The organism is Acidobacteriota bacterium, assembly GCA_016712445.1.
Taxonomy (GTDB): domain Bacteria; phylum Pseudomonadota; class Alphaproteobacteria; order Caulobacterales; family Hyphomonadaceae; genus Hyphomonas.
In genome coordinates, this window is record JADJRB010000002.1 from 447,830 (window position 1) to 467,182 (window position 19,353).

20 protein-coding genes are annotated in these 19,353 nt (G+C 62.5%); 9 read left to right on the plus strand and 11 right to left on the minus strand.

From position 1 onward, the window contains the following. The 6 genes from lexA to IPK75_15150 form a co-directional block, all read right to left on the minus strand. Positions 1-681 carry a transcriptional repressor LexA gene (gene lexA / locus IPK75_15125; GenBank protein MBK8199681.1) on the minus strand — a complete coding sequence of 227 codons (681 nt, stop codon included), beginning with the start codon at positions 679-681 and terminating at the stop codon, positions 1-3. An 85-nt stretch (positions 682-766) separates the two neighbouring features. Beyond that, a complete protein-coding gene (trpC, locus tag IPK75_15130; protein MBK8199682.1) occupies positions 767-1,561 on the minus strand; it encodes an indole-3-glycerol phosphate synthase TrpC in 795 nt (264 codons plus the stop codon). Continuing rightward, positions 1,562-2,587: an anthranilate phosphoribosyltransferase gene (gene trpD / locus IPK75_15135; protein MBK8199683.1), complete on the minus strand. Its 1,026-nt coding sequence runs from the start codon at positions 2,585-2,587 to the stop codon at positions 1,562-1,564. Then, positions 2,584-3,156: an aminodeoxychorismate/anthranilate synthase component II gene (locus IPK75_15140; protein ID MBK8199684.1), complete on the minus strand. Its 573-nt coding sequence runs from the start codon at positions 3,154-3,156 to the stop codon at positions 2,584-2,586. Before IPK75_15140 ends, trpD begins: the two co-directional genes overlap by 4 nt. Further along, the gene (gene trpE, locus IPK75_15145) at positions 3,153-4,577 is read right to left on the minus strand and encodes an anthranilate synthase component I (protein MBK8199685.1); all 1,425 of its coding nucleotides are present in this window, start codon (positions 4,575-4,577) and stop codon (positions 3,153-3,155) included. The genes IPK75_15140 and trpE overlap by 4 nt, the downstream gene beginning before the upstream one ends. Beyond that, complete coding sequence (locus tag IPK75_15150) at positions 4,574-6,475, minus strand: peptidyl-prolyl cis-trans isomerase (protein MBK8199686.1); 1,902 nt, start codon at positions 6,473-6,475, stop codon at positions 4,574-4,576. The genes trpE and IPK75_15150 overlap by 4 nt, the downstream gene beginning before the upstream one ends. 99 nt (positions 6,476-6,574) lie before the next feature. Here IPK75_15150 and IPK75_15155 point away from each other — a divergent pair, with 99 nt between their 5' ends. From IPK75_15155 to IPK75_15165, 3 genes are all read left to right on the plus strand, one after another. Beyond that, positions 6,575-7,333 carry a triose-phosphate isomerase gene (locus tag IPK75_15155; GenBank protein ID MBK8199687.1) on the plus strand — a complete coding sequence of 253 codons (759 nt, stop codon included), beginning with the start codon at positions 6,575-6,577 and terminating at the stop codon, positions 7,331-7,333. Between the two features lie 73 nt (positions 7,334-7,406). Then, positions 7,407-7,877 carry a preprotein translocase subunit SecG gene (gene secG, locus IPK75_15160; GenBank protein ID MBK8199688.1) on the plus strand — a complete coding sequence of 157 codons (471 nt, stop codon included), beginning with the start codon at positions 7,407-7,409 and terminating at the stop codon, positions 7,875-7,877. A gap of 63 nt (positions 7,878-7,940) precedes the next feature. After that, the gene (locus IPK75_15165) at positions 7,941-9,578 is read left to right on the plus strand and encodes a CTP synthase (protein ID MBK8199689.1); all 1,638 of its coding nucleotides are present in this window, start codon (positions 7,941-7,943) and stop codon (positions 9,576-9,578) included. 3 nt (positions 9,579-9,581) lie between these two features. On the opposite strand, the gene IPK75_15170 is transcribed toward IPK75_15165, so the two are convergent. From IPK75_15170 to IPK75_15185, 4 genes are read right to left on the minus strand one after another with little or no spacing between them, the layout of a single operon-like run. Beyond that, positions 9,582-10,808 carry a class I SAM-dependent methyltransferase gene (locus IPK75_15170; protein ID MBK8199690.1) on the minus strand — a complete coding sequence of 409 codons (1,227 nt, stop codon included), beginning with the start codon at positions 10,806-10,808 and terminating at the stop codon, positions 9,582-9,584. Continuing rightward, on the minus strand, positions 10,805-11,611 hold the full coding sequence (locus IPK75_15175; GenBank protein MBK8199691.1) for a DUF1365 domain-containing protein: 807 nt from the start codon (positions 11,609-11,611) through the stop codon (positions 10,805-10,807). The genes IPK75_15170 and IPK75_15175 overlap by 4 nt, the downstream gene beginning before the upstream one ends. Continuing rightward, complete coding sequence (locus IPK75_15180; GenBank protein MBK8199692.1) at positions 11,608-12,924, minus strand: FAD-dependent oxidoreductase; 1,317 nt, start codon at positions 12,922-12,924, stop codon at positions 11,608-11,610. The genes IPK75_15175 and IPK75_15180 overlap by 4 nt, the downstream gene beginning before the upstream one ends. Beyond that, positions 12,921-14,378, minus strand: a complete 1,458-nt coding sequence (locus IPK75_15185; GenBank protein ID MBK8199693.1) for a deoxyribodipyrimidine photo-lyase — start codon at positions 14,376-14,378, stop codon at positions 12,921-12,923. Before IPK75_15185 ends, IPK75_15180 begins: the two co-directional genes overlap by 4 nt. Before the next feature lie 138 nt (positions 14,379-14,516). Here IPK75_15185 and rfaE2 point away from each other — a divergent pair, with 138 nt between their 5' ends. Together rfaE2 and IPK75_15195 are read left to right on the plus strand one after the other, a co-directional pair. Continuing rightward, entirely contained in the window at positions 14,517-15,980 is a 1,464-nt protein-coding gene (gene rfaE2 / locus IPK75_15190) for a D-glycero-beta-D-manno-heptose 1-phosphate adenylyltransferase (protein ID MBK8199694.1), read from the plus strand. Continuing rightward, positions 15,977-16,159, plus strand: a complete 183-nt coding sequence (locus tag IPK75_15195; GenBank protein MBK8199695.1) for a hypothetical protein — start codon at positions 15,977-15,979, stop codon at positions 16,157-16,159. Before rfaE2 ends, IPK75_15195 begins: the two co-directional genes overlap by 4 nt. Before the next feature lie 33 nt (positions 16,160-16,192). On the opposite strand, the gene hspQ is transcribed toward IPK75_15195, so the two are convergent. Further along, a complete protein-coding gene (gene hspQ / locus IPK75_15200) occupies positions 16,193-16,642 on the minus strand; it encodes a heat shock protein HspQ (protein MBK8199696.1) in 450 nt (149 codons plus the stop codon). A 51-nt stretch (positions 16,643-16,693) separates the two neighbouring features. Between hspQ and IPK75_15205 the strand changes: the two genes are divergently transcribed. From IPK75_15205 to IPK75_15220, 4 genes are read left to right on the plus strand one after another with little or no spacing between them, the layout of a single operon-like run. Next, entirely contained in the window at positions 16,694-17,803 is a 1,110-nt protein-coding gene (locus IPK75_15205; protein ID MBK8199697.1) for a Ppx/GppA family phosphatase, read from the plus strand. Next, a complete protein-coding gene (locus IPK75_15210) occupies positions 17,793-18,506 on the plus strand; it encodes an RlmE family RNA methyltransferase (protein MBK8199698.1) in 714 nt (237 codons plus the stop codon). The genes IPK75_15205 and IPK75_15210 overlap by 11 nt, the downstream gene beginning before the upstream one ends. Continuing rightward, on the plus strand, positions 18,503-18,910 hold the full coding sequence (locus IPK75_15215) for a GFA family protein (GenBank protein ID MBK8199699.1): 408 nt from the start codon (positions 18,503-18,505) through the stop codon (positions 18,908-18,910). Before IPK75_15210 ends, IPK75_15215 begins: the two co-directional genes overlap by 4 nt. Beyond that, complete coding sequence (locus IPK75_15220) at positions 18,907-19,314, plus strand: hypothetical protein (protein ID MBK8199700.1); 408 nt, start codon at positions 18,907-18,909, stop codon at positions 19,312-19,314. Before IPK75_15215 ends, IPK75_15220 begins: the two co-directional genes overlap by 4 nt. The last annotated feature ends 39 nt before the right edge of the window (positions 19,315-19,353 follow it).

Below are 19,353 nucleotides of genomic sequence, written 5' to 3' on the forward strand. Positions count from 1 at the left end.
TTACTCGTACTTGCGAACCAGTGAGACGAGACGCCCTTGCACCTCAACCCGGTCCGGCCCGAAGATCCGCGTCTCATAAGCCGGGTTGGCCGCCTCAAGCGCAACAGACGCGCCCTTGCGGCGCAGACGCTTGAGCGTTGCTTCCTCGCTGTCGATCAACGCCACGACGATATCGCCGGTCTGTGCGCTGTTGGTGCGCTTCAGGATGACAATATCACCGTTGAGGATGCCGGCCTGGATCATCGAGTCGCCCTGAACTTCGAGCGCGAAATACTCGCCGCTGTCAGACACTTCGGTTGGTGCCGGCACATGGCCGTTGTCCTGCTGGATGGCCGAAAGAGGCGAGCCGGCAGCAATTCGTCCGACCAGCGGGATCATGCCCGGGCGGTATCCGTCCGCGACCTGGTTAGCCACGAGAGCTGGTTTGAACTCGCGGCGCGCCCGGCCAGCCGGAAGGGGGGCGGCCGAGTCCGGCAACTTCAACACTTCCAGCGCCCGGGCGCGGTTGGCGAGCCGGCGGATGAAGCCCCGCTCTTCCAGAGCCGTAATCAAACGGTGAATGCCGGACTTCGAGGCGAGGTCGAGCGCTTCCTTCATCTCGTCGAACGACGGAGAGACACCAGTCTCCCGAATGCGGTCGTTGATGAAAAGGAGCAGTTCTTTCTGCTTGCTCGTGAGCATGGCGGCGGCCTTCCAGTGTGATTCTATGTTCACAACTGTTCTACGTGTGTTCTCGTTTCGGGTCAACCGCCGGAGAGGGTGTAAATCAGGTCGCCTGTCGCAATATCCGGGTAAATCCGGAACGATCGGTGCGTTTCATCAGACTTTCACCGATCAGGAACCTCCGGATACCGAACATCCGCAGGCGGTGGATATGATCCGGGGCCGAAATGCCGCTCTCGGAAATCAGATGCCGGTAGGTCGGCACACCTGGGGCCAATCGTTCGCTGGTGCCAAGGTCCGTCACCATCTTCTTCAGATCGCGGTTGTTGACGCCAATGAGCGGGGAGGGAAGGCGCAGGGCGCGTTCCAACTCTGCCTCGTCGTGAGTTTCGACGAGCACGTCCATGCCGAGATCAGTTGCGACCCGTGAGAGGTCCGCCGCGCAGGCATCGTCCACGGCGCTCATGATCACGAGAATACAGTCGGCTCCATGCGCGCGGCTCTCGACGATCTGCAAAGGGTCGATCATGAAATCCTTGCGCAGCATCGGCAGGGAAACGGATGCGCGGATCGCCACGAAATCCGACAGCTTGCCGCCGAAGCTGGGCCCATCCGTGAGGACGGACAGGCAAGCCGCGCCGCCAGCCTCGTAGTCTCTCGCAATCGCCGTCGCGTCGGCGCCGGGAAGGATTTCACCGGCGCTCGGCGACTTGCGCTTGATCTCGCAAATAAGGCCGTTTTCGCCCGTGGCCGCAACGGCGTCGAGCGCGGCAGCGAATCCGCGTGAAGCCGACTGCGCCCGGGCGTCCGCATGCAAACTCTCGAAAGTCCGCTCTGCCTTCAGCGCGCGAACTTCGTCGGCCTTGTATTCGAGTATGCGGTCCAGCGCCGTCGTCACTCAGCTTTCCCCTCTCGAGGCGCTCACAAGACGCTGCAATGCGTCGCGCGCACGCCCGGAATCGATAGCATCGGCCGCCATGTCGGCGCCTTGTTTAAGATCGCCGGCACGGCCGAGCACGAGCAGGCCGGCCGCCGCATTGATGAGGACCATATCGCGGAACGGCCCGCTGTGCCCGTCGCAGAGGTCCATCAGGGCTTGCGCATTGCCCGCCGCATCCGAGCCTTCAAGCGTCGACAGCGGATGCGACCGCAATCCGGCGATGGCAGGTTCGATCTCGAATTCCCGAACGCCCGCTTCGGTGACTTCGCATACTTTTGTAACGCCCGAGATCGAGATTTCATCGACGCCGTCGACGCCGTGAACGATCCATGACCGCTTCGTGCCGAGCGTCTGCAACGCCTCGGCCATAGGGCGCACCCATTGCGGGGCGAACACGCCAAGGATCTGGTGCTGCGCGTCGGCCGGATTCGTGAGCGGCCCCAGCAGATTGAAGATTGTCCGTATGCCAAGCTTTGCGCGCACGGGGGCAACGTGGCGCATGGCGGTGTGATGCGTGCGTGCAAACATGAAGCCGACGCCCGCGCGCTCAACACAGGCCCGCAGGGTCGCCTCGTCGATATCGAGATTGACGCCCAGCGCTTCCAGCACGTCGGCAGAGCCCGATTTGGGCGGGACGGAACGATTGCCGTGCTTGGCAACGCGGCCACCCGCTGCGGCAATCACGATAGCACTCGCGGTCGAAGTGTTCAGGCTCTTCCACGGCAAGCCGCCGGTGCCGCATGTGTCCAGCAGAGGTCCGTCAATCTGAACTTTCCGCGCATGGCGGCGCATGATCGTCGCGCCTGCGACGAGCTCGCTGGCCGTTTCGCCGCGCACGGCGAGGCCCATCAGAAAGGCGCCAATCTCTTCAGGCGCCGCATCTCCCGAGAGCAGAACGTCGAACGCCCGCTCCAGATCACCGGCCCCGAGCGGTTCGCCGCGCGCAATCGCCTTCAGCGTGCTGGAAAGCGGCCCATCCGTCATTTGCGGATCTGCGCCAGGAAATTCCGGAGCAATGCGTGCCCGTGCTCGGTCATGATGCTTTCGGGGTGAAACTGAACGCCGAACACCGGCCGTGAGCGATGATGCATCGCCATGATTTCACCGTCGTCCGTATACGCATCGGCGACAAGGACGGGAGGCAGGGTGGAAGGCTGAACAGCCAGCGAGTGATAACGCACCACGGTGTAGGAGTCCGGCAGGCCGTCGAAAAGCACACCTCCTTGGTGCGTGATACTCGAAATCTTGCCATGTCGGATTTCGCGGGCACCGACAACATCGCCGCCAAACGCTTGCCCGATGGCCTGGTGGCCGAGGCAGACGCCGAGAATGGGCAGAGTTTCGGGTGCGCTGCGAATCAAGTCCAGGCAGATCCCCGCCTCATTCGGGGTGCACGGGCCGGGCGAAAGCAGGATGGCATCGGGCGCCAGCGCAAGGGCCTCGGCCACCGACAGTTCATCGTTGCGGATCACGTGCGTGCGACTTCCCAGCTCCTCGAGATAGTGAACGAGGTTCCAGGTGAAGCTGTCATAGTTGTCGACGACGAGGATCATTGGTCGAACTCGTAGGCTGCCGACAATTCCGCAGCGCGTTTCAGTGCGCCGGACTTGTGCACGGTCTCGTCGTATTCGTATTGCGGATCGGAATCGAGCACGACCCCGCCGCCAGCCTGGATGTGCAGTTGGCCGTCCTTGATCACGGCCGTGCGCAAGGCGATGCAGGTGTCGAGGTCACCGTTCCAGCCGAAGTATCCCACAGCGCCGCCATAGATTCCGCGCCGCGAAGTCTCGACTTCGTTGATGATCTGCATCGCCCGGATTTTCGGGGCGCCGGAGACGGTCCCAGCGGGAAATCCGGCGAACAGCGCATCAACTGCATCGAGCCCTTCGCGCAAGTCGCCTTCCACGTGGCTGACGATGTGCATCACGTGACTGTAGCGTTCGACAACGAACTGTTCCGTGACCGTGACGCTGCCGTACTTTGCGACACGGCCAACGTCGTTGCGCCCCAGATCGAGCAGCATCAGGTGTTCGGCGCGCTCTTTCGGATCGTTCAGCAGGTCGCTGGCGCGCCGGGCATCCTCTTCCGCATCGCCGCTGCGCGGGCGCGTGCCCGCGATCGGACGGATGGCAACGCGGCCGTCACGCACGCGGACGAGTATCTCCGGGCTGGACCCCACGAGGCAGACATCCCCGAGATTCATGTGGAACATGAAGGCGGAAGGGTTGAGGCGCCGCAGAGCGCGGTAAAAGCTGATCGGCCGGCGCGCGAAGGGCGTCGAGAAGCGCTGGCTGGGTACCACCTGGAATATGTCACCCGCCTTGATGTAGTCACGGCAGGTTTCCACGACTTCGAAATATCGCTCTTTCGTCGTGTCCGAGGTGAGCGCGACTTCGCTCGGGACGCCGTCCTTGGGCGGGACCGAGGCGAGACGTTCCAGTCGTTGCTCGACCTGGTCGAGGAGCGCTTCGACTGACGCGCTGTCGCCTTCTTCGTGCCGGCCAACCAGGAGCAGCTCCTGGTACAGATGATCGAAGATCACGACCACGCGGGGCACCAGCAGAAGGGCTTCAGGTACGCCCAGCACATCGGGCCGCGTGATCTCCACCGGCTCGACATACTGGATCATGTCGTAACCAAGATAGCCGAAGGCGCCCGAAGCCATCGGCGGCAGATCCGAGGGTGCCTCGGCCCGGGCATCGTTCACGAACTGGCGCAGCGCGTCGACCGGTGTGCCGTCTAGGCGTGTGGCATTGTTGAAATCGACCGAGGGACTGGTTTCAGCCACGCCATTCAGTATCCGAAACCACCGCCCTGGCTCGATGCCGATAAATGAATACCGGCCAAGCCGCTCGCCGCCCGCAATCGACTCGAAGAGGAAGCTGCCCGGCAATTCGGCGCCAAGCTTGAGCATTGCGCCTACCGGTGTCTCGATGTCTCCAATCCGCCGCCGGATGACTAGCCGGGCCGTCATGGAGTTTCCGAAATGGTCCGCTTGTAGGTGTCGAGCGCGCCCTGATTGATGCGCAGCTTGGTTGATGCAGCAATTTCAGCCTGCAACGCCTGAACGAGATCTTGCCCCAGCGCATTCGAAGTTGCAGCTGTCAGCTCGGTTCCGATTCCGGCCATTGCCGACTCGCTGGGCGGCTCGACGCTGGTCACTTTCAGGATCACGAACTGGTTGGCAGTCGCCGTCGGCAGGCTGACGACCTTGCCTTGCGCGGTGCTGAACATCGCCTGCTGAATCGGGCCTGGAATACCGGCCTGGCTGGCGCTCGACCGGGTGACAGACTGCGGAAGGCTCTCAATGGTGGCACCGGCTGCTGCAGCCGCCTGCTCGAACGTTTCGGAGTTGGCGCCAATGCGGTCCACGAGGCCGTTGACGGCTTCCTGCGCAGCACTGTTGCGGCGCTCGGCAATCAGTACACTGCGGACGTCGTCTGCGATATCCTCGAAGGCCGGCGTAGACGGCGGAATGATTTCGCGCGTCACGGCGATCATGATCGCGTTCGGCGTATCGAAACGGCTCGTAACTTCGCCCGGCGCAAGGCGGAACGCCTGCGCGACCGCATCGCTCGCTTCATTCAGCGCGCCAAATTGCATGCCGCGATCGGTAACACCGCGCGCATCCACGGGTGCAAAGCTGAAAACCGGGACTTTGAGTTCAGCAGAGATCTGTTCGAGATCGTAGCCCGCGGCCAGCACTTCATCGAGGCGGTCCATTTTTTCTGCGAACACAATCTGCGCGCGCTCGCCGGCGAGTTCGTCGCGGATGATGTCGGCGACCTCCTCAAGCGGCTTTACCGGACCAGGCTGGACCGAAATCAGCCGCGCGACCATCCAGCGGCCATTCACTTCGCGGGGGCCGAACATTGCGCCGCTCTGCTTGCCGGCACCGAACATCGCGTCGCGCAACGCCGGATCCGAGACATCGGCCGCACGGGCCGTCTTCAGGACGTTCGAGACCGCGCCGCCTACGGCATTCGGATCGCCGCCACCCGCCAGTACGCCAAACGCATTGCGGGCGGCATCGCGGTTGTCGAACAGAAGCTCGGCATATGTGCGCTGGTCTGGATCAGAGAAACGTTCGGACTTGGTCGCCTCGTAGATCGTGGCGATCTCCTGATCGGTCACTTCCACTTCACCCAGGAAGTCCTCTGCCGACATGCGGAGCAGGTCCAGCCCGCGTCGCTCCGGCTGCTTCAGTTGCTCGAGGTTGGTGTCATAGTAAGCCTTCACTTCTTCAGGCGTTGGCGCAATTTCAGGCGTTCCTTTAAGGGCATCGAAGAAGAACCAGGACACGTTGCGTGTCTCGCCGAAATACAGCGTCTGGACGCCAGTAAGAACTTGCGGCGCGACAACGGCCGCGGTGGCTGCTTCCTGCATCGACTGGATCGTCAGGTCGTCGGCAATCTGTTCCTCGAACTCATGCAGCGTAAACCCGAGCTGACTCAGGCGTTGGCGCAGCAAAGTTGCGTCCAGCTCGCCGGTCAGGGGGTTTTGGAAGGCTTCTATGGATTTGGTTTGAGCGAGCACCGCATCCGTCGAGGGTGCGAGACCGAGGCCTGCGCCGTAGCCCAGCATCGTGATCCGCGCGGTCTCGGACTGGAAGATCTGGTCGATCATCCCGTTCTCCAGCGCTTCGCTCTTGGTGATAGGCTTTTCAGACGTCGCATTCATGTTCCGCGGCACGGACTCGACACGGCGATCGAGGTCCGACGGGTCGAATCCGCGGGTGCCTGCCTGGGCGACGTTGGCGCCGAGGCCGCCGCGAATGACGTCCACCGCCGAGTTGACGCCGAAAAAGGCCATGCCGACGATGATGACCATCAGCACGAGCTTGCCGAAGACCGAATTGGTCAGCCGTTTCATCAAGGCGAGCATGGTAGGCGTCTCTTTGGAATGGGTTTGCCGGTTGGCTCACAGCTTGCTAGGCGACGGGCCGGTTACTTGCAAGATAGGGAACGCGGCATGAACCGTAAGCTGATCGCCGGAAACTGGAAGATGAACGGCCTGCGCGCCGACCTGCAGACTCTGCAGGCGGTTATCGATGGCCTGGGTTCCGTCGAACCCGCGCCGGAGGTCCTGCTCTGCGTTCCGGCGACCCTCCTCGCCCAGTCTGCCGCATTGGCGGAGGGATCAGCGCTCCATATTGGCGGCCAGACCTGCCAGGCGGCCGAAAAAGGTGCCTTCACGGGCGACATTTCGGCTCCCATGCTCCTGGATGCTGGCGCCCGCTACGTGATTGTGGGCCATTCCGAGCGTCGCACGATGCACGGCGAAACGGATGCAATTGTCGCAGGCCAGGCCGCCGCCGCCCAGAAATCGGGCCTCGTTCCAATCATTTGCGTTGGAGAAACGCTGGAGCAACGCGAATCTGGCGCGACGTTAACCGTCATCGATCACCAACTGCACGGCTCGTTGCATGGCGTGCATCTCGAGCCGGCATTCGTCATCGCCTACGAGCCGCTCTGGGCCATCGGGACTGGTAAAGTGGCCACTGCGGCCCAAATCACCGAAGTCCACGATTTCATTCGCCAGTTCTGCCTCGCGCGGTTCGGTCATGAAGGGCAGGGGGTGCGTATTCTGTATGGTGGCAGCCTGAACGCCGCAAACGCTGCAGAAATACTGAACATTTCCAACGTCGACGGCGGCCTGATCGGCGGCGCAAGCTTGAAGGCGGCGGACTTCCTGTCCATCTACAAGACGGCGCTATCCCTCCACGGGTGATGCCTGCCGCTTGGCGAATGCGCATAAGCGGGATAAGCGAGCGCGAAATTCGAAAGTAGCCGGGCCAAGATCCATGCAGAACGTCATTCTCGTCATCCATATTCTCGCCTGTCTGGCGATGATCGGGCTCGTGCTGGTCCAGAAATCGGAAGGCGGCGGGCTTGGTATCGGCGGTGGCGGGGCAAACTCGCTGATGTCCGGGCGCGGTGCGGCCGGTGCGATCGTGCGCACGACCATCATCATTGGCGGCATTTTCTTCGCAACCAGCCTGGCGCTGACCTCAATTGCCAACCGGACGAACCCCAACCGTTCCGGCATCGAGCGGGCCTTGCAAGAGTCTTCCCCGGCCACCACGCCGGAATCACCGACTGACCTGTTTGACCCCAGCGTCTCGCTGTTGGGCGACGAACCGGCGGCCCCGGCAACCACGCCTGATGCGGCCCCGGAGACAGGTTTGGTCGACCCCACCGTGACCGAGCCTGCGACCACAGAACCTGAGACGACTGAAGCGCAGCCCGCGCCGGCCGAGACCATTCCCCAGTAATTTTGGCCAAATCACCCCGCCGCGGGAAGCCGCAGCCGCGAATCGTTGCAAGAGTGTGATCCCATGATCCGCTATATTTTCATTACGGGCGGCGTGGTGTCTTCCCTCGGCAAGGGGATTGCTTCCGCCGCGCTCGGCGCTTTGCTGCAGGCGCGCGGCTACAAGGTTCGCCTGCGAAAGCTTGACCCCTACCTCAACGTCGATCCCGGCACGATGAGTCCGCGCCAGCACGGCGAGGTCTACGTCACCGATGACGGCGCCGAGACCGACCTGGATCTCGGCCACTATGAACGCTTCACCGGCGTGTCCGCGCGTCAGTCGGACAACATCACCACGGGCCGGATCTACAGCCGGATCATCGAGAAAGAGCGCCGCGGCGACTATCTCGGCGCCACGATCCAGGTGATCCCGCACGTGACCAACGAAATCAAGGATTTCGTCCTCTCCGATCCGGGGGAGGGGGTCGAGTTCGTCCTTTGCGAGATTGGCGGGACAGTCGGCGACATTGAAGGCCTGCCCTTCTTCGAAGCGATCCGCCAGCTCGGCCAGGAACTCGGACCGGAGCGCGCCTGCTTTATCCACCTGACCCTGCTGCCCTACATCCCGGCAGCCGGCGAAATGAAGACCAAGCCGACGCAGCACTCCGTGAAAGAGCTGCGCTCCATCGGTATCCAGCCGCAGATCCTGCTCTGCCGCTGTGATCGTCCGATCCCGGAAAACGAAAAAGGCAAGATTGCCAGCTTCTGCAACGTACGCCCGTCTTCTGTCATCGAAGCGCGCGATGTCGGCCACATCTATGACGTGCCGGCAGCCTACCATGCCGAAGGCCTCGACAAGGAAGTGCTCCGCCATTTCCGGATCGAAAATGCGCCCGAACCCGATCTCACAGGTTGGGAACGCATTGCGCAGACGATCCATAATCCCGACGGCGAAGTCTGCATTGGCCTCGTCGGCAAGTACACGGACGTTCCGGACGCCTACAAATCCGTGGCTGAAGCCCTCAGCCATGGCGGCGTTGCAAACAACGTGAAAGTCTCCGTTCGTCTGATCAATTCTGAAGAGTTCGACGACGACGCCCGCCCGCTCGACATCCTTGAGGGCGTACATGGCATCATCCTGCCGGGCGGATTCGGCGAGCGCGGTGCCCATGGCAAGATCCGCGCTTCCCGCTTCGCCCGCGAACGCAAGGTTCCCTGCTTCGGCATCTGTTACGGCATGCAGATGTCGGTGATCGAAGTTGCGCGCAATCTGGCCGGTTTCGCGGAAGCCAACACGACCGAGAATGACCGCAAGACTCCGCATCCGCTCGTCGGGCTCATGGAAGAGTGGACCAAGGGCAACGAAAAGGTCACGCGCGACGAGAACACCGACAAGGGCGGCACGATGCGCCTCGGCGCCTATCCTGCGCGGCTCAAGTCCGGCAGCCGGGTCGAGGCAGTTTACGGCGCCAGCGATATTTCAGAGCGCCACCGCCACCGGTACGAAGTCAACGCCAGCTACATTCCGGAACTTGAAAAACACGGCGTCGTGTTCTCGGGTTTGTCGCCCGATGGAACCCTGCCCGAGATTTTTGAAATTCCCGACCACCCGTGGTTCATCGGCGTCCAGTTCCACCCGGAACTCAAGTCACGCCCGTTCGAGCCGCACCCACTCTTCGCGAGCTTCATCGGCGCGGCCGTCAAGCAGAGCCGTCTCGTCTGAGTTTCAGGCCTTCGAGACCTGGAACTGCCCGACATTGATCCGGCCATCGCTGAAGCCAGCCTCGCAATAGCTGAGATAGAAATTCCAGAGGCGGCGGAACTGTTCGTCAAAGCCGAGTTCGCGGATTTCATCCCAGCGGCCATTGAAGGCCTTGGCCCATTCCCGGCAGGTGCGGGCATAATCGTGTCCGAAATACGCGACCCCGTCATGGCGCAGCCCGGCGCTCGCAAACTGCTCCTTCAGCACCTTCTCACTGATCAGCATGCCGCCGGGAAAAATGTGCTGCTGGATAAAATCGACGCGCCTGCGATAGGTCGGAAACAGGTCGTCATCGATGGTGATGATCTGAAGGGCGGCCCGGGCGCCATCCTTCAGTGAACTGAACACCTTGCCGAAATAGCTCGGCCAGTAAGGCTCGCCGACTGCTTCGAACATCTCGATCGACGCAACCCCGTCATATGTGCCGGAGTGATCGCGATAATCCTCAAGCCTGATTTCAACCCGCTCAACCAGTCCCTGCTTCTGGATACGCGCTTCGGCATAGTCTTTCTGCGCAGGCGAAATGGTCAGGCAGGTGACCTTGCTGCCGCGGTGCTTGGCGGCGTGCTCGGCAAAGCCGCCCCAGCCGCATCCGATTTCGAGCAGGCTCGAACTCGGGCCCGCATGGAGTCGCTCGCAGATCTGTTCATACTTGCGGGCCTGGCCCTGCTCGAGCGACTGGTTGGGGCTCTCGAACCAGGCGGACGAATAGGTCATGCTCGGGTCGAGCCATTTCTCGTAGAACGCGTTTCCGAGATCATAGTGCGCCATGATGTTCTTCCGCGCGCCCGCCTTTGAGTTTCGCCGGCTGAGGACGTGGCGCACCATGTTCATCGAGCGGACAAGTATGTTTCCCCGTGAAAGCTTCGATGCTGCATCGAAATTGGCGGAGAAGAACCGCAACACAGCCGTCAGGTCCGGCGTCGACCAGTCACCATCCATGTAGGATTCGGCGAAGGCTACGTCGCCTCCCGCCAGCGCCCGGTTGATAAAGCGGTAGTTATGTATCTGGATAAGCGCTTCCGGGCCGGTCTCAGCATTGCGGAACGTGAGGCGGCGCCCATCCGGCAACACGAATGTCAGCTGTCCCTTGCGCGTGCGCAGGATAACCAAGCCGGCAATCCGGAAGCTTGCCGGTACTCCTTTCAGCTGTCGGACGGCTTGCGCGGTAGCGAGAATATCATCGTTCATTTCGCAGTTTCCGGTTCGGGAGAGGATTGAAGGGCAGCTTGTGCAACGCTTGCGGACGTCTCAGGTGCAGGCGGCTTCGAATGATAGCGCGCGCCGCGCATCCAGAGCAGCAGCGCCTGCCAATGGATTCCTATCGTAACGCCGAGCGTCGAGAGTGGGTTGCGAAGCGCCAGCGCCATGAGTGTTCCGGAAGTTGCGTCCCGTTTACGCGCCTTGATGTTCGCCAGATGTGTCCGTTCACCATCTTTCAGGTTCTCGACCACGATATCCAGCGTTTCGGCAGGCTCCCTCAGCGTGAAACGGTACTGACCGCTGACGTCGAAGAAGGGAGACACGTGGAATGCCTTGTCAGCCGAATGCACGGCGCGCGGACCATCGACTGCCGCCACATAGCAATGCCGTTCGCCAAAAGTGTTGCGAACTTCGTATATTATGCCGGCCAACCGTCCGCCTGCGTCATATCCGTACCACAATGAAAGCGGCGCGAACTTGTAGAAGAAGTGCCGCGGAAAGGTCACCAACCGGATCGCGCCGGCACCGAGCCGCACGCCCGCTTCGGCAAACAATGCCTCGGCCCAGTTGCGGAGGCTCACCTTGCGACTCGGTCCGCCGTGGTCCTTTTCATAAAATGAGAACAGGCCAGGACGATTTATCGTGAACAAGTGCGACATCCGCCCGGCTTCATCCAGCCGGTCGATATCCACATCGATCAGGGCGAGCTGGTAACGGAACGCCCGTTCGAACGGGAAGAACCTCTTGTGCAGCGTTTGCCCCGACCACAGCCTCAGCGGGGGTGCTGTCACGCTGATACCTCGGCCTTTGCTTCCGAAATATCAGTGTTGCGCTCCGGCGAGAGGATGTCCACGCCTTTCGCCTCCCAGGGCACTCGCCCTCCAAGTGACAAGGCCGGCGAAAGACCCGACTTGAGGCCATCCTCATGAAACCCGCGCCCCATCCAGGCGCCTGCAAACCAAAGGCCGTTGCGCCCCTGGAGGCGCTTGACCATTCGCACCGCTGCTTCGGCGGCCGCATCGAACTGAGGATGGTCGAACGAATAAGTGCGGAAGGTGAGGTCGGGGGCAGGGGGCGCTTCAGGGTTGAGCGTGATGAAGACCGGACGTTTCGGGTCCAGCGCCTGCAGCTTGTTCATCCAGTAGGTCAGGCAAATGTCGCCGTTCGACTGTTTCAGCACGTTCCAGCTGGCCCAGGCGGCTTTCCGTGCGGGCATCAGCGAGGCGTCCCGGTGCAGATAAATTGTATTCGGCCGGTACCGGATGGAGCGCAGATAGAAAGCCCGATCGTCGAAATCCTGTTGGACCAGCTGCAGCGCTTCGTTCGAATGGCACGCCAGGATCACGTCGTCAAAAATCTCGGTCGAGCCATCTGCGAGCTCCACACCCACTCGGCTGCCGAACGGGTAGACGCGCGTCACGGACGTCTGCGCACGCACACGTGGTCCGAGCTGTTCGGCAACCTTGGCGACGTAGTTGCGGCTTCCGCCTGCCACCGTGCGCCACTTCGGCCGCTCCTTGTGCATCAGCCGGTGATTGTCGAAAAACTGGAAGAAGCTCTGGGCCGGGTAATCCAGCATGCACGCCTCAGGCGATGACCAGATCGCGGCGCCCATCGGCAGGATATAGTTTGCCCGGAAATCCGTGTCGAACCCGTGCCGATCGAGCCATCCGCCAAGCGTCGCATCTTCAATCCGGCCGCAGGCAAGATCTTCGCGGGCGATGTCATTGAACTTGAGGATGGTCTGCCAGAAGCGGTGGAAGCGCGGGCTGAGCAGGTTGCGCTTCTGCGCGAAGATACCGCCAGCTGTCGACGCCCAGCACCACCCGTTCGGATCGTCGACTGCGAAGCTCATGTCCGATGCCGCCGTCTCCACCCCCAGCGCATCGAAGAAGCCGATCAGGTTCGGATAATTCAGCCCGTTATAGACGATGAATCCGAGGTCGACATGCGTCTCGATACCGTCATAGTCAAACGTGTGCGTGCAAGCATGCCCGCCGAGGCGGTGATCCTTCTCGAACAGCGTCACGTCTGCCGTGTCTTTCAGTGCCCAGGCTGCACCAAGGCCCGAGATGCCGGAACCTACGACTGCGATTCTAGTCATTCGGCGCCCTGCTCCTGTCTGGTCTGCTTGTAGGCATCGAGGGCGCGCTCGCGGGCGGCGCTGTGATCGACGATGGGTTTCGGATAGGTCTTGCCGAGTTCAATGCCGGCATCAGCGAGCACGTTTCCGGGTGCTTCGAACGGTGCATGCAGGAACTTGTCCGGCAACCGCGACAGCTCCGGACACCACTTGCGGACATAGCCGCCCGAGACATCAAACTTGCTGCCTTGCGATATCGGATTGAACACACGGAAATACGGGGCAGCATCGGCGCCGCTTCCGGCGGTCCACTGCCAGCTGGCTGCGTTTGCCGCGGGGTCCGCATCGACGAGCGTATCCCAGAACCACTCTTCACCGGCCTGCCAGGGCAACAAGAGGTGCTTGCAGAGGAAAGATGCGGTAATCATCCGCACACGGTTGTGCATCCACCCCGTGTGCCACAATTCGCGCATGCCGGCATCGACCATCGGATAACCCGTCTGGCCGCGCGCCCATGCCGTGAGCGCATTCTTGTCCTGGCGCCAGGGCATCTGGTCGAAACTCGGATTGTAGTTCGCTCGCGCAAGGTCGGGATTGAAATGCAGCAACACGTGGCTGAACTCTCGCCAGGCAATCTCCGACAGGAACACCATGGCATTGCGCTCGTCATATCGGCCAGCGTCGATGCCGTCTTTGACCGCGCGCCAGATTTGCGCCGGACCGATTTCGCCAAACCGAAGGTGAGGTGAAAGCCGCGAAGTGGAGCGCGCCTCGTCCGGCCGGTTGCGGTTTTCCGCATACTGATTGATCGGCCCGTCGAGGAATTCTTCCAGTCGCGCACGCGCGCCGCCTTCGCCCGGCGTCCACATGTCGCCGAGACCAGCCGACCAGTCCGGCCCAGTTGGATGCCACCCCCAGCCGGAGAGCGCTTCGCTGTCCGCCTTGATGTTTTTCAGCCTCGAGGGCGCCGGGAGGGCAGGGGCCGGCGCATAGGCCGCCTGCAATGCGCGCCAGAATGGCGTGAAGACGCGGTACCAACCGCCCGCCCCGGTTTTCAACTCCCACGGTTCCATCAAGAGCCGCGCGTTGAAACTTTCTGCTCGCAGTCCGGCATCCCTGAGCGAAACCTTGATCGCTGCGTCCTGCGAGCGTTCCGGCTCCCCGTAACGGCGGTTCCAGAATACGACCTGCGCGCCGGTTTCCTTGACAAGCGCCGGCAGCACCTCCCCCGCTTTCCCGGTTCGCAGCACCAGCTGCCCGCCAATTGCCTCGAGCGAGTCCGAAAACGCCCGGAGGCTCTTGTCCAGCCACCAAAGCGACGCCCCACCCAGCGGACGGGCGCCTTCGAGGCCAGCTTCGCGCACATAGACGCACACAACCGGCCCGCCCAGCTCAATAGCTGCCGCAAGCGCACGATTGTCGGCAAGTCTCAGATCTTCACGGAACCAGACGATTGCAGGTGGGGAAACGGGCATGAACGAAGACGAATCCTGTAGTCTGGTTTGCGTTGAATACGGCTGTGTTCGGGGTTTGGATCAATCCGGCCTGCGAGGCTGCACTTTCAACCGGCAGCCGCCGCCGCTATACCGCCAAAACACGCAGGAATTCCGCCAATGCAGCCCGCCCGACTTCGCCAGATCATTGAAAAGGCTAAGAATCAGCGGGTTCTCTGCGTCGGCGATGTCATGCTCGACCGGTTCGTTTACGGGGTCGTGGACCGCATTTCACCCGAGGCGCCAGTGCCGGTGCTGCGCCAGACGCGTGCGGCCAGCATGCCGGGCGGCGGCGCGAACGTCGCCCGGAACCTCGCCTCGCTTGGCCTCGAAGCCGTCATCGTCGGCGCTGTGGGCGATGACGAAGCCGGGACCGAGCTGACCGACCTGCTCGCACATTCGCCCGGCATTACCCCGAAACTCGTGACGCTGACGAACCGGCCGACCACTCTGAAAACCCGCCTCGTGGCCGGCGGCCAGCAACTGCTGCGGCTCGATGCGGAAGAACTCGGCGCGCCTGACGCCGCCAGCGAGCAAGCGCTCATCCGGACCATCAGCGACCTCGTCCCGACGGTCGCGGCGGTGCTCATCTCTGACTATGCCAAGGGTCTTCTGACGTCGTCGGTAGTTGATGCGATCCTCGCTGCCGCAGCAGCCCGGGGCGTTCCCGTCATTGCCGATCCCAAGGGCAAGGATTTCGCCCGCTACGGCGCGGTCGACATCCTGAAACCCAATGCGGGCGAGTTGGCACTTGCGGTCGGCAAGCCCACTTCCAGCACACACGAAGTCGAATCGGCCCTCGCCGCCGCCCGCAAGTCACTCCCCGCAAAGGCGATTGTCGTCACGCGCGCCGCGCAAGGTATGTCCTGGGTTTCCGGCGACAGCGCCCCCGGCCACGTCTCCGGCAAAGCCCGCGAAGTCTTTGACGTCTCGGGCGCCGGCGACACAAGCCTTGCCGCGCTCGCGGCCGCCATTGTGGCAGGCGCCACTCTTGAGGAAGCCGTCAACGTCGCCATCCTCGCCTCTGGCATCGCCGTCGGTAAATCCGGCACCGCAACAGTTTCGGCGGCCGAGTTGCTGGACGCCTCAGAAGTCAACCAGCAAAGCCAGAAAGCCGGCTTGCTCTCGCTGGATGCCATGGTGGGGCAAATCGAGCGTTGGCGCGAAGCGGGCCTCCGTATCGGCTTCACCAACGGCGTGTTCGACATTCTTCATCCTGGTCATGTCCGCGTGCTCGAAGAGTCTCGCAGCCGCTGCGACCGTCTGATCGTGGGCCTCAACTCGGACGCCTCGGTGAAGCGCCTCAAAGGCCCGGAGCGCCCCGTCAACGACGCAACTTCCCGCGGACAGGTCCTCGCAGGTCTTTCTGCCGTCGATGCTGTGGTGATCTTTGAAGAAGATACGCCCTTGAACCTGATCACAGCGCTGAAGCCCGACGTGCTCGTGAAAGGCGGCGACTACTCGCGCGACACGATCGTCGGCGCCGATCTCGTCGAGGCGCGCGGCGGTGAAGTCATCGTTGTGCCGCTGGTGCCCGGCCAGTCGACCACCTCGATCATCGCACGCTCACGCGCCGGCGCATGACAGGGGCCGCACAGACTGCCGCCGCGCTCTGGCGCCAGTATGGCGAGGATGCTGTGGTCATCGCGACCTTGCGCGCGGCCGAGGTTGCGGCCATGGGTGACATCGAAGCCTTGGCGCACTGGGATGAAGTCGCCGCCATCCTCTCCGGCGACGAACAAGCGCCCGGAGCAAAAAACTAGGGCAGGGGGCCCTGCCCCGCCAGTTTCAGCGCCTCAATTGGTCGAGTGCTTCTTGAGCTCGTACGTGCCCCGGCCAGTGAGGTTGAACCACTCCGGAATATCAGGATGGCTGAGCGGCTGTTCCGAGTCGTCGGCCACCAGGTTCTGCTCGGACACATAGGCAATGTAATGCGTCCGCTCGTTCTCCGCGAACAAGTGATAGAACGGCTGATCCTTGTCGGGGCGAACCTCTTCAGGGATCGATTCATACCATTCGTCGGTATTTGCAAATTGCGGATCAACGTCGAAGATGACCCCGCGAAACGCGAAAATCCTGTGCCGAACGACTTGGCCGATCTGGAATTTGGCGGTGTGGCGGGAAATCGAGCCGTAATGATAGCGTTCGTCGACGCGGTCGGTCAGCACCAGAGGCGCCCGGGTATCCGGCTTGGATCCCCCCAGCCAGCCGCGAAACCAGGCCCCATGTGGACGTCGTCTGGTCATTTTCAGCTCCTATGGTAGAGCATGCCTCAAGTTTGGGTTTCGGGCCACACTATGGCTGACAAAAAAGACGGAGCTGGCGGGCGCAGGCGCGGCCCGCCCGGCTCGCAAAAAGGACGGCCGCTCTACGCGGCGGTCGATCTCGGCACGAACAACTGCCGTTTGCTGGTCGCGGAACCCCGTGGCCAGTCGTTCCGCGTGGTCGATTCCTACTCCCAGATCGCCCGCCTCGGCGAAGGTCTGCACGAAACCGGCCGTCTGTCGGACGCTGCGGTCGAGCGCGCAATGAGCGCCTTGCATGCCATTCGGAACAAGCTGAAGCACCACGGCGTGGGCCGGGTGCGCTGCATTGCAACCGAAGCCTGTCGCAAGGCGGCGAACGGAGCTGACTTTATCCGCCGTGTGCAGGCCGAGACCGGGCTGACCTTCAAGGTGATCGGCGCCAAGGAAGAAGCCCGCCTCGCGACGATCGGCTGCTACGACCTGATCCAGCCAGATGTGAAATCCGTCCTGGTCGTCGATGTCGGTGGTGGCTCAACCGAACTCTCCCACGTCGATGCGAGCGCCAGCCGGTCTGGCGGCCTGGCCGGCATTCTCCGCGAAGCGCCGATCCTCGACTGGACCAGTCTCAAGATGGGCGTCGTCACCCTGTCCGAAGCCTTCGACCTGTCGGACGAAGTCGCCGCCTGGCCGCTCATGCTCGAGCGGGCGCGAAAGGAAGTCAAAGGCTGGAACGCCCTCGACCGGGTCGCCGCGCGTCTCTCCGAGGATGACGGCTACCTCATCGGAACATCCGGCACGGTCACGTGTCTCGCCGGCGTCCACCTCAAGCTCGATCACTACCGGCGTGACAAGGTCGACGGCAGCTGGCTCAGCCGGCATGACGGCCGCGCGACGATGGACCTGCTTCGCGAGCTCGGCGTCGACGGCCGCGCGCGACTTCCCACGATCGGCCCGGAGCGCGCGCCCCTTATGCTCGCAGGTTGTGCGATCATGGAGGCGGTGTGGGAGGTTTTCGATGCACATAAGCTGCGCGTTGCAGATCGCGGTCTGCGTGAAGGCATCCTATTGTCGATGATGCATGGAAAACGTCCGCAAAGGCGCCGCCGTTCGAAACGGTCCGGCCCCCGACCGGCCCCCGAGGGAGGTGTCAATGTCGGATGAGGAAAAGCGGCGCTGGAAAGGCCCCGGCGCTGAGCGCACGGATTCAGGACGCCGAACCACCGAACGCAAGGTGGTCGCCCGCAATGCCAAGACCGAAAGCTCGAAGCGCTGGATCGAGCGGCAGTTGCAGGACCCCTATGTCCGCAAGGCAATCGACGCTGGCTATCGTTCGCGCGCGGCTTACAAATTGCTGGAGATCGACGAAGAGGTCGGTCTGCTGAAGCGCGGACAGCGGGTAATCGACCTCGGCTGCGCGCCTGGCGGCTGGATACAGGTCGCGCTGCTGAAAGGCGCCGCCGAAGTCGTGGGGATCGACCTCCTGCCGGTCGAACATATTGACGGCGCAACCCTCTACGAAGGCGACGTCAACGAACCCGCCGACGTGCAGAAGGTGCTGGATTCGCTCTCGGGTCCGCCCGATCTGATCCTGTCGGACATGGCCGCGAATACCACCGGCCACAAGCAGACGGATCACCTGCGCACGGTTGCCCTGGTCGAACTCGCTGTCGATTTCGCCATTGCCCATCTCGCGCCGGGTGGCAGTTTTTGTTCAAAGGTGTTCCAGGGCGGCACCACACGCGAGTTGCTCGACACGTTGAAGCAGAACTTCAAGACGGTAAAACACATCAAGCCGCCGGCGAGCCGTTCGGGCAGTCCGGAGATCTACGTGGTCGCGAAAGGCTTCAAGGGAGGGAAAAAATGAAACTCGAAGGTGGATGCTATTGCGGCGAGCTCCGGTATGAATCCGAAGGCGATCCGATCATGAAGGCGGAATGCCACTGCCGCGAATGCCAGTACATCACGGGCGGGCAGGCGAACGATTTCATGGCGATGCCGGCCGCCGGTTTCCGCTACACCAAAGGCACTCCGAAAGCCTTCAAGCGTACGGACATCGAACACGCCGTGACCCGCGAATTCTGCGGTACGTGCGGCACGCCGATCCTGACGCGCGCGCCCGCCCTGGCGCAGGCCGTCATCCTGAAGGTCGGCTCGCTCGACGATACCAGCGTGTTCGGCCAGCCGCAGGTCATCATGCAGACCGCGGACGCCCCGAGCTTCCATCATATTCCCGCCGGTGTGCCGGCCTTTCCGAGGTTTCCTGGATGAAATACGCCCTGCTCTGCCTTGCCTTCATCGCCCTGCCCGCATGTTCGCTGTTCCACCCGGCGAAAGGGGAGGGCGCCGCTGCATCCGGGACGCCCGCGTCCTACGCCCGCATCACGTTCGAAGGCAGCAAGGCAACGCCCGCCGAGCGGGCCGCCTGCGAAGCAGCCGGCGGCGAGATCGTTCCCAGTGGCAAACTGCAGTGGGAAAACTGTGTTCAAGCCTTCTTGGATGCTGGACAAGCCTGTTCGGGTGACGCGGACTGCGCCGGCGAATGCCGATATGACGGCGAAGAGGTTGAACCGGGCACGCCGGTTGCCGGAACCTGCCAGGTCGACGACGCGCGGTTCGGTTGCCGCACAGTCGTCGAAGACGGGAAAATTGCCCACACCTTGTGTGTGGACTAGTCCAGAGTGTGTAGAGAGTTTGTGGACTGCAGAACCGCC